At 54.0% G+C, this 13,570-nt stretch carries 17 protein-coding genes; 12 read left to right on the forward strand and 5 right to left on the reverse strand.

The genetic code is table 11. From position 1 onward, the window contains the following. Positions 1 to 4: 4 nt before the first annotated feature. The 5 genes from QJQ48_RS03455 to QJQ48_RS03475 form a co-directional block, all read right to left on the reverse strand. Positions 5 to 232, reverse strand: coding sequence for a hypothetical protein (locus tag QJQ48_RS03455; protein WP_346289789.1), 228 nt, complete (start codon positions 230 to 232; stop codon positions 5 to 7). 10 nt (positions 233 to 242) lie between these two features. Then, the gene (locus QJQ48_RS03460; protein WP_346289790.1) at positions 243 to 1,511 is read right to left on the reverse strand and encodes a Pvc16 family protein; all 1,269 of its coding nucleotides are present in this window, start codon (positions 1,509 to 1,511) and stop codon (positions 243 to 245) included. Continuing rightward, positions 1,508 to 1,669 carry a hypothetical protein gene (locus tag QJQ48_RS03465; RefSeq protein ID WP_346289791.1) on the reverse strand — a complete coding sequence of 54 codons (162 nt, stop codon included), beginning with the start codon at positions 1,667 to 1,669 and terminating at the stop codon, positions 1,508 to 1,510. The genes QJQ48_RS03460 and QJQ48_RS03465 overlap by 4 nt, the downstream gene beginning before the upstream one ends. Positions 1,670 to 1,701: 32 nt before the next feature. Next, on the reverse strand, positions 1,702 to 2,403 hold the full coding sequence (locus QJQ48_RS03470; RefSeq protein WP_428843018.1) for a response regulator: 702 nt from the start codon (positions 2,401 to 2,403) through the stop codon (positions 1,702 to 1,704). An 89-nt stretch (positions 2,404 to 2,492) separates the two neighbouring features. Further along, positions 2,493 to 3,605: a sensor histidine kinase gene (locus tag QJQ48_RS03475; protein WP_346289792.1), complete on the reverse strand. Its 1,113-nt coding sequence runs from the start codon at positions 3,603 to 3,605 to the stop codon at positions 2,493 to 2,495. Between the two features lie 433 nt (positions 3,606 to 4,038). Here QJQ48_RS03475 and QJQ48_RS03480 point away from each other — a divergent pair, with 433 nt between their 5' ends. From QJQ48_RS03480 to QJQ48_RS03535, 12 genes are all read left to right on the forward strand, one after another. Next, the gene (locus QJQ48_RS03480; RefSeq protein WP_346289793.1) at positions 4,039 to 4,602 is read left to right on the forward strand and encodes a Pvc16 family protein; all 564 of its coding nucleotides are present in this window, start codon (positions 4,039 to 4,041) and stop codon (positions 4,600 to 4,602) included. 63 nt (positions 4,603 to 4,665) lie between these two features. After that, entirely contained in the window at positions 4,666 to 6,381 is a 1,716-nt protein-coding gene (locus tag QJQ48_RS03485) for a phage tail sheath family protein (protein ID WP_346289794.1), read from the forward strand. Positions 6,382 to 6,582: 201 nt separating this feature from the next. Then, positions 6,583 to 7,056 (forward strand): phage tail protein, encoded by a 474-nt coding sequence (locus QJQ48_RS03490; RefSeq protein WP_346289795.1) that lies wholly within the window; start codon positions 6,583 to 6,585, stop codon positions 7,054 to 7,056. A gap of 43 nt (positions 7,057 to 7,099) precedes the next feature. After that, positions 7,100 to 7,582, forward strand: coding sequence for a phage tail protein (locus QJQ48_RS03495; RefSeq protein ID WP_346289796.1), 483 nt, complete (start codon positions 7,100 to 7,102; stop codon positions 7,580 to 7,582). Between the two features lie 47 nt (positions 7,583 to 7,629). Beyond that, entirely contained in the window at positions 7,630 to 8,121 is a 492-nt protein-coding gene (locus QJQ48_RS03500; protein WP_346289797.1) for a phage tail protein, read from the forward strand. A gap of 3 nt (positions 8,122 to 8,124) precedes the next feature. Further along, positions 8,125 to 8,466 carry a hypothetical protein gene (locus tag QJQ48_RS03505; RefSeq protein ID WP_346289798.1) on the forward strand — a complete coding sequence of 114 codons (342 nt, stop codon included), beginning with the start codon at positions 8,125 to 8,127 and terminating at the stop codon, positions 8,464 to 8,466. Between the two features lie 93 nt (positions 8,467 to 8,559). Then, the gene (locus QJQ48_RS03510; RefSeq protein ID WP_346289799.1) at positions 8,560 to 8,937 is read left to right on the forward strand and encodes a phage tail assembly protein; all 378 of its coding nucleotides are present in this window, start codon (positions 8,560 to 8,562) and stop codon (positions 8,935 to 8,937) included. Then, a complete protein-coding gene (locus tag QJQ48_RS03515) occupies positions 8,889 to 9,089 on the forward strand; it encodes a DUF6760 family protein (RefSeq protein ID WP_346289800.1) in 201 nt (66 codons plus the stop codon). The genes QJQ48_RS03510 and QJQ48_RS03515 overlap by 49 nt, the downstream gene beginning before the upstream one ends. A gap of 18 nt (positions 9,090 to 9,107) precedes the next feature. Then, on the forward strand, positions 9,108 to 10,808 hold the full coding sequence (locus QJQ48_RS03520; protein ID WP_346289801.1) for a CHASE2 domain-containing protein: 1,701 nt from the start codon (positions 9,108 to 9,110) through the stop codon (positions 10,806 to 10,808). Between the two features lie 119 nt (positions 10,809 to 10,927). After that, positions 10,928 to 11,206: a hypothetical protein gene (locus QJQ48_RS03525; protein WP_346289802.1), complete on the forward strand. Its 279-nt coding sequence runs from the start codon at positions 10,928 to 10,930 to the stop codon at positions 11,204 to 11,206. Positions 11,207 to 11,211: 5 nt separating this feature from the next. Continuing rightward, positions 11,212 to 11,730, forward strand: coding sequence for a phage tail protein (locus tag QJQ48_RS03530; RefSeq protein WP_346289803.1), 519 nt, complete (start codon positions 11,212 to 11,214; stop codon positions 11,728 to 11,730). A gap of 42 nt (positions 11,731 to 11,772) precedes the next feature. Beyond that, the coding region (locus tag QJQ48_RS03535; RefSeq protein WP_346289804.1) for a hypothetical protein at positions 11,773 to 13,570 on the forward strand (1,798 nt) is incomplete at its 3' end.

Below are 13,570 nucleotides of genomic sequence, written 5' to 3' on the forward strand. Positions count from 1 at the left end.
ATCGTCATCCCGAAACGTCTCGAATCAAGTCCTGTAAATAAGTCAGCGCTTCTTGAGGCGGCAGCAAAATAATTTTGCCCTGCCGCAAAATTTCGTACTGACCGCGATGGTAGCCATGACCCGCAATCAGACCCATCTGAATGGCCTGGTTGCCTAGCTCGGTGAGCTGATTGACGCTCATGCCTTCTAGTTCCAGATTGAGCTGCTGTCTGATATAGTCATCCTCTGCCATGTCACTGTCCTCAATGAAGGGTGATGCGGGGGCCGGTGAACCAGTTCTCCGTGGGACTTCCTGGCGTATTATCAATTTCTAGCTGGCTCTCGGCCCCGTCAATTTGCAGCCGCACCAGGTATTCTCCCGGCTCAACGTCTTTGAAGGGAATGGCGATCGCTGGGCTATCTTCTGCTCTGGGTTCCGCTTCAAAAGAATAGTCTCTGGGATTTTCAGTAGACCACTCATTGAGGAATACTACGACCCGCTGCCGCATCCCAACGGTCAGGTTAACGGTGATGAAAATTTCTCCGGCTCGTGGCTCATCACTGCTCTCTTCAGCGACTTCAACCCTAACCTGGGTGACGACCGGACGCAGCACAAACGGCGCGGCGTTAGACTCAACCCCGCGCCGAGGACTTTGGCCGTAGGTATCAGCGGGCGGATGAAATACCTGCAAGCTTTGTACTCCTGCCCGGATCACGGCGCTGGGTATGTCAGCTAGAGCAAGCTGAATTTCGGTGGGCTTAACCAGAGTGGGGAGGATGTCAACGCCGCACAGCCGCACATAGGTCGCCTGATCTCCCTTGAGATTTTTGCCCCGCAGAATCAGGTCACTGTCTAGCAAAATTGGCTCATAACGGCCTGCTGCAGCTATCACCTGCTCGACGGCGGGCTGGCTGAAGTAAGGGGCTAAACCGCTAGCACGGCGATCGCGCACCGGCAGCGCCCGCCGCGCCGTTTTCTCCCCTTCAATCAGCACTACCATAACTTTATAGGCCACTGATAGCACGTAGGGCGTTTGAAAAAAGACCGTCCAGCTTTTGGAAAGATCTTCTAGGTTCAGATCGAGCGGCATCAGGGTAATCTGCTGAATCTGATCGGCCAGGCGCGAGTCCTGCAGAAAATTCAGCGTTGAGTCTTCGCAGGCATCACGAATAATTTCCGCCGGAATCATGCGGTAGTCATTGAGGGTGCTGACAACGCTGCCTAAGAGCCGCTGCGGTGCTAGCTCGGTATCGTTGCCATAAAAACTCAGCATGTAGTACAAGTCCAGCGCTGCCTGCCGCTTCACTGGATTGCCGCGACTGCGAAAGGGCGTAGCGTCAATATTGTTGAGGGCCGGATTGGTGATGATCTGGTAGAGAAAAATGTTCACGCCGGTTTCTGGCGTGCCGTTACCAATGTCGCTAGGGCGCACCGTCGTCACCCGTGACCCTTCAACATCGAGCTGCACCGCCGCCTGTAGCGTTCTCTGCAGCGTAGCCGTAACTGTCGCAATGGCGAGGTGATTACTCATAGGGGCCGAGAAGAACCATGATAGGACTCAAACCCGCACCCGCACCCGGAGCCGCAGGGAGCTAGATGAACACCGTCTGGATCACACACTAGCGTTCCCTGGAGCTGCGATCGCAGCCAGTCTAGTTTCTGGGTTAAATCTGAGCAGACTGTAGCCATAAGCCAACACTAAACTTATATCTGAACCTGCCTCATGCCGCTACTAGTCCCAGCTTTAGGGCTTTGACAATGGCCTGGGTGCGGCTGCTGACTTCCAGCTTTTCAAAGATGCCGGTGAGATGGGCTTTGACGGTAGCTACTGTAATATGCAGCCGTTTAGCGATCGCGTCATTAGAAGCCCCCTGCACTAACCAATGCAATACCTCCTGCTCGCGCTCGGTCAGATGTACTTCAACATTGGCCAGCATGGTGCGCCCGCTATAGAAATGAAATAGCCGAAAGAAGCGAGTAGCCACTTCAGCGGAAAGATATACCTGGTCTTGCATTACCGTAGCGATCGCCTGAGAGAGCTGATGGGCCAACCGTTCTTTGAAAATATAGCCGCAGGCCCCGGCCTGCATAGCCCGAAAAACCCACTCATCTTCCTGATGAGCTGATAGCACTAGAACCCGGCTCGGCTGCTTGAGCTGTCGCTGCTCGATTAAAAAAGTAACGCCATCGTTTTGAGCCAGCTCCATATCCAGCAAAACAAGCTGGGGCTGCTGCTCTTGAACGAGCTGTAAACCTTGCTCTACCGAAGCTGCATGACCGACAACGCGGCAGGAAAGCGAGCCGGTAGTGTGATAGAAGCCTAGCAGCGTTTCCAATCCGTGTCGGAACTGATGATTATCATCTACCAGCAAGACAGAAAGGGTCTGTGTGGCCGGTTTTGGCAAATACTCTACTGACATCATCCCCAATGGCTCCCAATGTTCCGACTAAATTAATAAGGGTCATAACGCTAAGGAAACTAATCTAAGGAAACACTCAATCTAGGAAACGCTTACGCCAATCGCGGCAAACTAATACAAAACTGCGCCCCCCTTTGAGGCAAATTATCGGCCCAAATGCGCCCCTGATGCTGCTGGACGATTTGCTGAGCGATCGCCAGTCCTAGCCCTGTGCCGCCGCTGCGACGGGAATAAAACGGCTTAAAGATTTCTTTCATGTCAATATCAGACAATCCCGCACCCTGATCACAAATCTCAATTAAAATTTCTTGTTGAAAGTCCGTCCAGCGGCAGGTAATCGTGCTTTGAGGCGGACTAAAGTAAATGGCATTGCTGAGCAAATTATGAAAAACCTGTTTCATCTGCCAGGTGTCCATTTCTATGACTAGCGCTGCCGTCGGATAGACAACCTGTAACCCTTTTTGCTCAATCCACGGGTGTAGTCCCCTCAGGCTATCTTCCAGTAGCTGTCGCACATCCTGGGCCTGAAGCTGCAGTTGAGCAGTGCGACTATACTGCCGGATCTGCTTGAGGCTGTTACCAATGTCGGTAATCGTATCGCTGATCTGCTGGGCCTGCTGCTGCTGTTTGGGCTGGCTTAGATTTTGCCGGAGCAAATCGGCATAGAGTCCTACCAGTGCTAAGGGGTTGCGCAGCTGATGCTCAATCCGCTGTAGTATCTCCTGCAGCAGATTGAGTTGGGGAGACTGGAGCGGCGGAGATTTTGGGCACAGCGTCAGCCCCATTAGGCGGGTCTGCTGAGCGATACAAAACTGCTGGAGCTGGCTCAGTGGCTGCTTTGACCATATCAGCAGATAGTAAGGCGCGTCAGGATTATCGCCGCAGAAGTAGGGGATTAGATCGCCAACGGCTAAGTCGAGCCGCTCTACCTGTAGCGGCACAAAATCGGGGCATAACCAGTCTTCTGATTCAAGGTAAGTGAGCATAGCCGAATTAAAGCAGCATTCTCCTTGCCAATAGCGGGCAACAGCCTGGTAGCGGCTAGTCGGCCCGGCTCGAAAAACGCCCCAGATGGCGGTGACTGATAGCTGGTCAAATAGCTGATCAATTAGCTGCTGACAGCTCGACACAAAATCAGTTGGCTGGCGATCCTGTTTAACAACTCTTAAAGGAGAAAGTAAATTGTTTTTAACCTGAGACTGCATTGTGATGGCAAATTGTTAAGAAAATAGACGTTCTTGAAAAATTTTCCAGTTAAGCAGATCGGCTGAATGAAAAATTTGAGTTGGGCTAGGAAATAAAGCGAAGAGCCTTTTGTTAAAAAGAAGCCTCCCGACCTACCTTCTATAAAGAATTTGGGGCTTTCTAATCCATTATTAACTCAGCGAAATTAAAGAATTTAAGCAAATCAAATCCTCAGCGAAAATACTAAGACCAAGCTATTTAAGATGAGCCTATTCTATTCGCACCCTGTGAGCGATCGCACAGAGTTTATACAAAGACTTCACAATAAATAAGCCAGGCGATCGGGAAAAAATCGGGATTTTTGTAACGGTTTGAAATCTCGACCAAAGTCTAATGACCAAGTTCTGGGCCGCTGCCTAAGGTTAGAGTGTGTTTTCGACGCCCTAACGCCTTATGATTCCGGCTGTCGCCCAGACACTTGCGGAGGTTCTTACCAGCCGAACTTCCCTCATTAGCAAGGAACAAATCTCTTTTAATCCTCCCCAAGTCAATCAGGACAACCGGCCGGTGGTGAGCCTCTATTGCTATCACATCCAGCCGGGGTACGGGCAGCCTGCTATGCAGTCAGGCTTAGCCAGACTTGAAGATAGCGCTGACGGGTGGCTTAACCTACTTTTCTTGATCAGTGTTTCAGACTTCACGGCGTTAGGGGAGCAGCGGTTGCTCTCCGAGATTTTACTGCTGTTCTTAAACTGCCCATACTTACCGGAAGACGCTTTAGCGCCGCAGCTAAGAGGGCAGCCTGCGATACCTGTGCAGGTATCGATCAAGAGCGCTCTGGATGCCATGACGCTATGGACGGCGCTTGGCGTACCCTTGCGTCCGGCCCTTCATCTGCAGGTGACAGTCCCTTTAGGATCCTGTCCGCCTCTTTCAAAACAGGTATCGCAGGCGATCGCAGGGGTGACTCACCACACGGGTAACCCGTTGCCGGAACCCAAGGTTCTGGCTTTTTAACCATTGGCTGCAATGGTTTATGAATTGCTTATTAACCCACTGGGTCAGGAGGATAAAAAAAGCATGGCATTGGATTATTTCGCCCCTGGGGTCTACGTCGAAGAGGTCGATCGCGGCAGTCGCCCGATTGAAGGGATTAGCATGAGCGTCGCCGGGTTTATTGGCTTCACTGAAGATGTGCGCGGCGACGCCGAACTCTTCAAGCCCATGTTGATCACCAACTGGAGTCAGTACCTAGAGTATTATTCTCGGCCTGGCTCTGACGGATTTACTGACTTTAACGCCTATTTACCTTTCGCCGTCCAAGGCTGGTTTCAAAATGGAGGTGGTCGCTGCTGGGTGGTCAGTATTGGGACCAAGCTACCGGGTACGCAGCCTCCTTCGGCTGAAGAGTTGGCCACCAAAGTCCTGACACCGGGAGGCAAGCCTTCTCTAAGCCTTAACCTGCAGGGATCTGGCAGCAATGAAACTGGCACCCTGGCTCTGCCGCCCAGTAACGAAAGCCGCATCCTCGTTCAGGTAACTGAGAGCCATCCTAAGCTGGACGAAAACGCGGATGAAGATGCGGAGCCGCCGCTAGATACGGGTGAGTATTTTACGGTCAGCGTGCAGCAGGGCGGACGCGAAGTGGAGCGCTATGAGCACCTGACCATGAATCCCGAAGTGGATACTGCGGTTGGTGACTACGCGGTGACGGCGCTGCAGGAGTCTGAATATCTGCAAATCGCCGATATTTCCCAGAACGGCCAGCCCCTCTCCCGCCGCCCGGCCAACGGCTACTACGAAGTGGCCCCGCCGCCTTACATTGCCCCCCCGGATCGCCTCCCCCGGGACGTGCAGGGAATGCGAGATGACCGGGAAGGTCTGCAGGGTCTGTTTGAAATTGACGAAGTGGCAATGGTGGCCTGCCCTGACCTGATGCGAGCCTACCAGGAAGGTCTGCTGGATATTGAACAGGTACACGGCATTATGGAAATGATGCTGACCCTGTGCGAAAATTCCTTCCCCGGCCCCGCCTACCGCATGGCTGTCCTGGATTTGCCGCCCGTCAAGCTAGGCAAGAACGACAACCAGGCCGTACCGCCCCAAGAGCAAAAGCCTCAGCACGCCGCCCAGTGGATTAAAACCTTTAACCGCCGCTCGATGTTCGGTGCGCTGTATTATCCCTGGATTCAGGTGGCCAATCCCCGCAACGGTGGCCGACCGCTGATGGTGCCCCCCTGCGGCCACATGATGGGCATCTGGTGCCGCACGGATGAGTCGCGCGGGGTGTTCAAAGCGCCTGCCAACGAAACGCCCAGAGGCGTTACGGGTCTAGCCTACGAAACCAACATGCGCGAGCAAGAACTGCTCAACCCCCTTGGCGTCAACTGCATCCGCAACTTTGCCAACTACAACCGAGGTATTAAGGTCTGGGGCGCTCGGACGCTGGTTGAGCCGGACAACATTCAGTGGCGCTATATCAGTGTGCGGCGACTGCTGAGCTATATCGAGAAGTCCATTGAAATCGGTACGCAGTGGGTCGTCTTTGAACCCAACGACATGGATCTGTGGGAGCGGGTGAAGCGTACCGTCAACAACTTCCTAGAGCGGTTGTGGCGAGAGGGCGCTTTGTTTGGCGGCGCGCCGTCTGAGGCGTTTTACGTCAAGTGCGACGGAGAACTCAATACCCACGAAACCATGATGATGGGTCGGCTATATGTAGAAGTCGGCGTTTGCCCTGTCCGTCCGGCTGAATTTGTCATCTTCCGCATTAGCCAGTGGGCACCGAATCAGTAAGCCAACGCCTTGTTCTACAAGCGGTGGGTAGGTTGGGCGGAGCGATCGCAAGCTAGATTTCATCAAGCTCCACCCGACCTACAGAAAATCCATATTCAAAGAAATGCGAAGTACGCGGTGCGTCATGCGCTGTGTGGCACACCCTACAAAGTATCTACATTTGATCTATTGACCTATAGCTGTGCTTGAGGAGCAGTAACAATGGCTGATCTCAGACCTATCCCAACTAGTCGATTCTACGTAGAATTTGACGGTCTGACCGAAAAGATGATCAAAAGCGTCACCGAGGTGACTTTCACCGGACAAACTGCCGGACACGAAAAGCCCCTCGCTTCTACCAAAAGCGGTAAAACCCTGTGGCAGTCAACCTCTGCCGGCTTTGAAGAAAACCCCAATTTCACCATTGAAACCTTTCTCTGTGAGGGAGATTTGGACTGGTACAACTGGATGAAAGCCACCATGCCCAAAAGTGAGGGTGGCGACGGCAAGTGGTCTGACAACCGCAAGAACGGCTCCATTGTCGGCTATGACGCGGGCGATGAAGAAATCCTGCGCTGGAACATCACTAACGCCTGGATCAAAACTTACAAGGTTTCTGATCTTGCTGCCGATAGCAAAGACTTAGCCACCGAAACCTTTGAAATGGTTTGTGAGCAAATCAACCGGACAAAATAGCCTTGGGCTAAAAGCGCCTTAATCTGAAACGAGGAACATTGCCATGCCAGACAGTAATGATTTCAACGTATTAGCCTGCTCTAAGTTTTATGTGTCCTTTGATGGCCTAGAAGATCTGCTGGTGAAAAAAGTCAGCGGGATTGAAATTAAGCTGGCGACCGCAGGAGACGCCAAGCCTTTCGGCGTCGGTAAGGGCGGTAAGAGCACCATGCAGGCCACCGTCACCGGCATTGAAAACGGCAAAATCACCATTGAGTATGTAGATACGGTGGAAGACGATCGCCTGATGAAGTGGTACGAAGACTTCCACTCTGAACCGATCAAGGGCGGCGGGTCCGCAGCCAAAGGTCAGCTCAAAACCGGCTCCATCGTACTCTATAACCAGGGTGGGGATGAGGCTGCTCGCTGGGATCTAACCGGCGTTGCCCCGGCTAGCTACAAGTCATCTAAGTTTGAAGCCGGAGCCACCGATCTCGCCACAGAAACCGTTGAGATTGTCTATCACTCGATTCACCGGGTTAAATAACAGGTAGTGGGCACTGCCCACCTGCTGATTCGTTGAGAGGTGTCGTTGTGGCTGAAGACAAGTCTTACGAAGTCATTACCTCTTCGCGCTTCTATTTGGAGATTCATCTAGACGGCAGCGATGAGCGCATTGACGGCTATTTTATGGACTGTCAGGGATTTAAGCGATCGCAGGAGGTGATTGAGCTCTGTGAGGTCACACCTCAGAAATGGGGAAAAAATGGTACGCCGCGCGGACGCATGGTACGGGTGAAAATGCCCGGCAATATGAAAAGCGAAAATATCATGCTGAAGCGAGGCATGACCATCTCCAAAGCCATGTGGGACTGGTTTGCCGCTGTTGAGGAAGGCAAGTGGTCGGAGCAGCGACGCGACGGCGATCTGACCCTCTACGATCAGGCGGCGGAAGAATCAGTGCGCTTTCGCTTCAGCGGCGCTTGGCCAGTCAGCTACAAAATTTCCGATGTTAAAGCCGACAGCAAAGAGTTTGAGCTAGAGGAAGTGGAGCTGTCAGTCGATGAATTCAAGCGGGTGAAATAAGGGATGCAGACGGAGTTCGAGTTCATGCTGCCCAAAGGCTATCTAGATGCTGAAGGCAACGTACATCGCAAAGGCGTGATGCGGTTGGCTACCGCGATGGATGAAATTACGCCGCTGCGGGATGTGCGCGTGAAGTCAAATCCGGCCTATGCCACTGTGATCATTTTGGCCCGCGTGATTACTCAGCTAGGGGCTTTAGACGAAGTGAACCCTACCGTAATTGAGCGGCTGTTTGCCTGCGACTTAAACTATCTGCAGAAGTTTTATCGCCATATTAATGAGCTGGAAGAGGCTAATCTCTCCGAGCCGGTCACGCCCGCACCCGCGCCCTCGTCTGAATCTTAAAACGAGGGCAGAGGGGGGCATATCCCTACCACGAGCGTCTTTGATTTTGAACTGCGTAACGCCTAAAACTGATAGCCCTTTGCCTGAAGAACGATGACCCCTCTAGATCTAGTTACCGAATTTGAATTCACCCTGCCGAGGGGGCTGCTAGATGAATCTGGGCAGATTCATCAGCAGGGCAAAATGCGGCTAGCCACCGGACGCGATGAGCTTGTAGCTCAGCGCGATCGCCGCGCAGCTGACCTTCCCGGCTACCTCAGCCTAGTTCTACTCTCCCAGGTCATCACTCAGCTTGGCACCCTGCCTCAGGTACAGGCCGAGCAGCTCGAAAATCTGTTCACTCAGGACCTAGCCTATCTCAAAGAGTTTTACAACCGCGTCAATCAGCAGGGGGACGCTCACATTCCGGCGCAGTGTCCTCAGTGTGGGAATGCCTTCGAGGTGGAGCTGGCCCTGTCGGGGGAGTCGTAAGCTACCCCTCAGATCAACTCCACGAGGAGGTAGCCTACATTGCCCTACATTTTCACTGGTCTTTGGAGGAGATTTTAAGTTTAGTCAACAGCGATCGCCGCCGCTGGGTGAGTGAAATCCAGGCCGTTCGGCAGCAGTTAGCTCAGCAATAGCGGTGCAGGAGGGAAGATATGGCATTTCGGTTTCTCAGACGGGCTTTTAGCCACACCGTCATTGTCACTAGCCTAGTGATTACGGGGGGTGTGGTGCTGATTCGCTTTTTTGGCGCGCTGGAGGGGTTAGAGCTAGGGGCTTACGATCGCTTTATCCGCTGGAAGCCTGATGAGGGAATGGACGAACGACTGCTGGTGGTCGGCATCACCGAAGAAGACATTCAGCAGCGCCAAGAACTGCCCCTGCACGACGGTACCCTGGCCGACCTACTAGTCAAGCTGGAAAGCTATGAGCCGCGGGTGATTGGGGTAGATATTGGTCGCGATATTCCCCAAGGGCCAGCCGAAGGCCGCGATCGCATGTTGCAGGTCATGCAGAACAATGAAAATATTATTGTGGCCTGTCTGCTGAGCAACCCTGATTTTCCGGGAGTGCCGCCGCCAGAAGGGATTCCCGATACTCAAGTAGGCTTTGCTGAGCTGCCCCAGGATCCTGGCGGTGTGGTGCGCCGCAGCATTTTGCTGTCAGTGCCCTATCTGCTGGAGGATTCAGTAGTCGAATCTCACTACTGCAATACGCCGAATGTGCCGCTGGGCAAAGACTTTCCCCTGCCCCAGGAGTCCCTGGCTTTTCTGCTGTCGCTAATTTATCTAGAAGGCGAAGGCATCATTGCCGACCAAACCGAATACGGTGAGGTGCTGATTGGTGATACGGTGCTCTCCCCCATCAGCCTGACGTTTGGCGGCTATGCTTATTCCGACGCAGGGTATGACCTGATGCTTAACTACCGCTCTGCCCGCAGTGCCGTAGAGCAGGTGAGTCTGTCGCAGGTGCTCAACGATGAGGTGGATCCGGCCCTGATTCGCGATCGCGTTGTGCTGATTGGCTATACTTCTCAGGTAGAAAAGGACGTTTTCATTACGCCTTATCTGGCCGCTCAGGAAAATTTACGAGAGATGGCGGGCGTGGTTGTGCACGCTCAGGCAGTCAGTCAAATCATCAGCGCCGTCTTAGACGGGCGACCTTTGATTTGGGCCTTGCCGGAAATAGTCGAAATTCTGTGGATTTGGGTCTGGGCCTTTTTAGGAGGTCTGCTGGCCCTCTGGACCCAGCGCTCCTGGCAGTTTTTCCTCAGCGAGGGCGCGGCGATAATTTTTGGTGTCGGCTTGGCCTATGTGCTGTTTTTACAAGGCGGCTGGCTCCCTGTCGTACCGTCAACGCTAGTATTGGTGCTGACGGCGTTGGGAACTAAACTGGTCGATCAGGCCAATAAGGGGGGCTATACCCAAGCCATCTATGAGCAGCTCAAAGAGCAGCTACGCGGTCGTTCAGAAGTCAGTCACAAGCAGCGGCGAATTGACTATCTAGAAGATTTGGTGCAGCGGGCAAGGGCCATTCGTCAGGGCAGCGATGCGGCCCAACTGGCTCAGACAGAGCCAACAGAGGGGCCGCTAGATATGCAAAACCCACAGATGCAGGCAATCTACGAGCAGCTTAAGGCGCAAGCAGAGGCTGATTTGCGGCAGGAGCAGCAAACTGCTGTCCCCGCAGCGCCGACCAACACGCTGCAGGAAAAGCGCATCCACGATTTACTTAGTCGCGCTCAGGCGCTGAGAACGCCGTCCTCTGCAGCTTATTTGGCGACCCCAACTCAAACGGAGGCCGACCCCGACGTGGCCGCAGCGGATGAACCTGCCGATCGCAGCCAGGAGTTTTAACATCCGGAATGGATGCTTGAATTAAGGTAGAAATAACCAGGCGCTTGAGTATTCTCTGCCCTGGCTGGCTATTTAATTTTGATAGTCTCTCTCACTGATATTGCTGAAGAAACCGTCTCGTGTCACCCGCTAACTCAGGCTCACTCAACCGCCAGATTCAGTCAGCTCGGCATGAAACCATACCGAGGATAGTTCACTATGGTGGGCCATCCGGTCTAGCCGCGCCGCTGTCTGTACAAAATTATCTTGCAGATACAGACCAAGCCGCGATCGCTCAGCTAGCGGCAGAGCTGTTGGCCGATCCGCTAGCCGTTGAACAGCTAAGCGAACGAGTTTTTGAGCTGCTTCAAGCAGAATTGCACTATGCCCAAGAACGTTGTCGAGGCTATGGCAGGTAGGAACTATGGCAGATGATCCAATCTACGAACTGAATTACGTCAGTGCTAACCGCTTCTATGTAGAGATGGATAGCAGTCTCAGCGCCTCCTTTAGCGAATGCTCTGGTTTAGACATCCAGATCGATAAGGAAACTTACTTTGAAGGGGGTGTCAATGAGCAGCAGCGCATTTTTCTCAAGCAGGCGAAATTTGGTGATCTGACGCTTAAGCGGGGCATCACCGACGATTTGACCTTTTGGAACTGGATCAATTCGGTGCTACAGCCGGGCAAGGCGGAGCGGCGCAATATTAACGTCTTGGTGTTTAACCAGGCTGGGGAAACAATGCAGGCTTGGACGCTGATTGGCGCGGTGCCGGTGGGGTGGAAAACGCCTTCCTTGCAGGCCAGCGGCAGCGCAGTTGCAATTGAGGAACTGACTTTGGCCTATGAAGGGGTGAAGGTGGTGGCCAAATCTGGCGGTGGTGGCGCAGAAACCGGCATCAAGCGCGATAGCACTGGCTATTTTTCGGCCTCTAATTCTTGAGGTATGCCGTAGAACCAACGCGAACAGGATTCTTTTTAAGTTATGGCTGATCCGGCAGCAACTCCCGAATATCCGCATGAGGCGATCGCTGATCGCCTTGGAGATCGACCGCTGCTGCCTGCGTCACCCTTAGGCCAGTCAGCCCCAAACCTGCAGTTCATGGTACCGCTAGGCGCGCGATCGCTCTCAACCCTAGATCCCTCAATTTTTCAAGTTGAAGGGCTGGGCGCTGGCAGCTATCTCCAAGCCTTTCGAGACTGGCCGTTTCAGCCGCTGCAACCTGCTGTTCGTTCACCGCAGCCGTTACCTCCATCTACGCCCGCGATCGCTTCAAATCCGCCTGCTGTTCAGCGCCAACCGGAAACCCCGCCTCAGCCCGCCTCAGAAAGTAACGCTATTTTTGACACTCTCAGCGCCCTGGCCGGTAGCGATCCCGACTGGCCACCAGAAGCGCCTGTCACTGCGGTATCCGCCCCTACGCCTCTAACTGATTTAACGGACAGCTCTCATCGCCTTAGCTTACCAGCCGCCGCTGCCGCGTCAGAGGGACAGCCGCCCTCCCCTCAGACCTCTATGCCTGAACCCCCAACTGACACCTCCCGCAGTTCTGGGGCGGAAGTCGTTCAGCGATCGCCAGCACTACCCAATCAATCGCCTACAGCGCCTAGCGCCTCTGCGCCCACAGCCGCCAGTTCTTCTGGTGATTCAATAGACAGCCGTTCAACCGAGCGGCTAGATCCGCGATCGCCCGCACCTTCTAGTCCCGCGCTCAAGCAAACTCAACCAGCCAGTGTCTCTGAGGAGTCCACTTCTGTGGCGGAGCCTTTAGCCGGTGAAGCTGTTTCAGCAAGTAGGCAAGTGCAGCGATCGCCTCAGCCTAGCCCACCGGCTTCCCTGCCAGCCCCTAGAACGGCTGAATCTGCAGCACAACCTACTCCATCGCCTGCAGTATCTCAGAACCCACAAATTGCCGAAAAGCCTGTCAATCAGTCAGAGAACCTGCAACGGCAAGAGGATTCTGCTTCAATATCTGCAGAAAGTCAGCCTCCGGCCGTCTCTGATTTACCCGTTTCAAGGCAAGCCGACATCTCCCCGGAAATCGCCGCGCCGCCAATCTCTCCACCACAGTCTCAACAGACTGCGATACCGACCAATAAGCCAACCACTACCGCTGAAGCTGTCAGCCAGGCAGCCGATTCTCAACCAGAGATTTTAGACCAGCGATTGCCTCAAGCAGTAGAATCTCCTGACGAACTGCCCGCTTTAGCAGCGCCTACTTCACAGGGGAATAGCTTGCTCCAGCCGCTGACCGATGAGCCAGGAAATTTACCTGGAGTGCCATCGTCCCCATCAGCGTCATCGTCCCCATCTACGCCATCGTCCCCATCAGCGCCATCGTCCCCATCCGCGTCAATATCCCCTCAGACAGCAGCTTCCCCCAGCCCAACTGCTGATTCCCCACCAGAGACTAGCCTCGTAGGTGAGCAAAAGGCCTCCTCCCCGCTTCAAGCTAAAGCCTCAGACAGTAGCTCCCCGGGATCGTCTCCTACCCCAATGGTTCCGACCGTAGAAGATCCGTCTAATGCCAAACCGCCTCCCTCAGACGCAGACCGTACAGGCCGCAGCCCCGTCCAGCGATCGCCTGCGACCCGCCCGCCTGATCTCTCTGCAGTCCCGCCCGCGACCTCGCCGCCCGCAACGGCGGCTGCAGCGTCTAATTTGCCCTCTACAGATCTCAATAGCTTATCCTCCAGCCCTCCTGCCTCCCCCGCCCGCCCGCCCAATCAGCCCGCTAGCCTGCAGAGTGGTAGCGAAGATACCCTAACTGCAGCGGCGCAGA

This window comes from Sphaerothrix gracilis Ecp01 (assembly GCF_030405905.1).
In the GTDB taxonomy this organism is placed as follows: Bacteria; Cyanobacteriota; Cyanobacteriia; order Phormidesmidales; family Phormidesmidaceae; genus Sphaerothrix; species Sphaerothrix gracilis.

Excerpts from the sequence above, each read along its gene's own strand:
- QJQ48_RS03455 (WP_346289789.1), bottom strand. The coding sequence starts at position 232 with ATGGCAGAGGATGACTATATCAGACAGCAGCTCAATCTGGAACTAGAA.
- QJQ48_RS03460 (WP_346289790.1), bottom strand. The coding sequence starts at position 1,511 with ATGAGTAATCACCTCGCCATTGCGACAGTTACGGCTACGCTGCAGAGA.
- QJQ48_RS03465 (WP_346289791.1), bottom strand. The coding sequence starts at position 1,669 with ATGGCTACAGTCTGCTCAGATTTAACCCAGAAACTAGACTGGCTGCGA.
- QJQ48_RS03470 (WP_428843018.1), bottom strand. The coding sequence starts at position 2,403 with ATGATGTCAGTAGAGTATTTGCCAAAACCGGCCACACAGACCCTTTCT.
- QJQ48_RS03475 (WP_346289792.1), bottom strand. The coding sequence starts at position 3,605 with ATGCAGTCTCAGGTTAAAAACAATTTACTTTCTCCTTTAAGAGTTGTT.
- QJQ48_RS03480 (WP_346289793.1), top strand. The coding sequence starts at position 4,039 with ATGATTCCGGCTGTCGCCCAGACACTTGCGGAGGTTCTTACCAGCCGA.
- QJQ48_RS03485 (WP_346289794.1), top strand. The coding sequence starts at position 4,666 with ATGGCATTGGATTATTTCGCCCCTGGGGTCTACGTCGAAGAGGTCGAT.
- QJQ48_RS03490 (WP_346289795.1), top strand. The coding sequence starts at position 6,583 with ATGGCTGATCTCAGACCTATCCCAACTAGTCGATTCTACGTAGAATTT.
- QJQ48_RS03495 (WP_346289796.1), top strand. The coding sequence starts at position 7,100 with ATGCCAGACAGTAATGATTTCAACGTATTAGCCTGCTCTAAGTTTTAT.
- QJQ48_RS03505 (WP_346289798.1), top strand. The coding sequence starts at position 8,125 with ATGCAGACGGAGTTCGAGTTCATGCTGCCCAAAGGCTATCTAGATGCT.
- QJQ48_RS03510 (WP_346289799.1), top strand. The coding sequence starts at position 8,560 with ATGACCCCTCTAGATCTAGTTACCGAATTTGAATTCACCCTGCCGAGG.
- QJQ48_RS03520 (WP_346289801.1), top strand. The coding sequence starts at position 9,108 with ATGGCATTTCGGTTTCTCAGACGGGCTTTTAGCCACACCGTCATTGTC.
- QJQ48_RS03530 (WP_346289803.1), top strand. The coding sequence starts at position 11,212 with ATGGCAGATGATCCAATCTACGAACTGAATTACGTCAGTGCTAACCGC.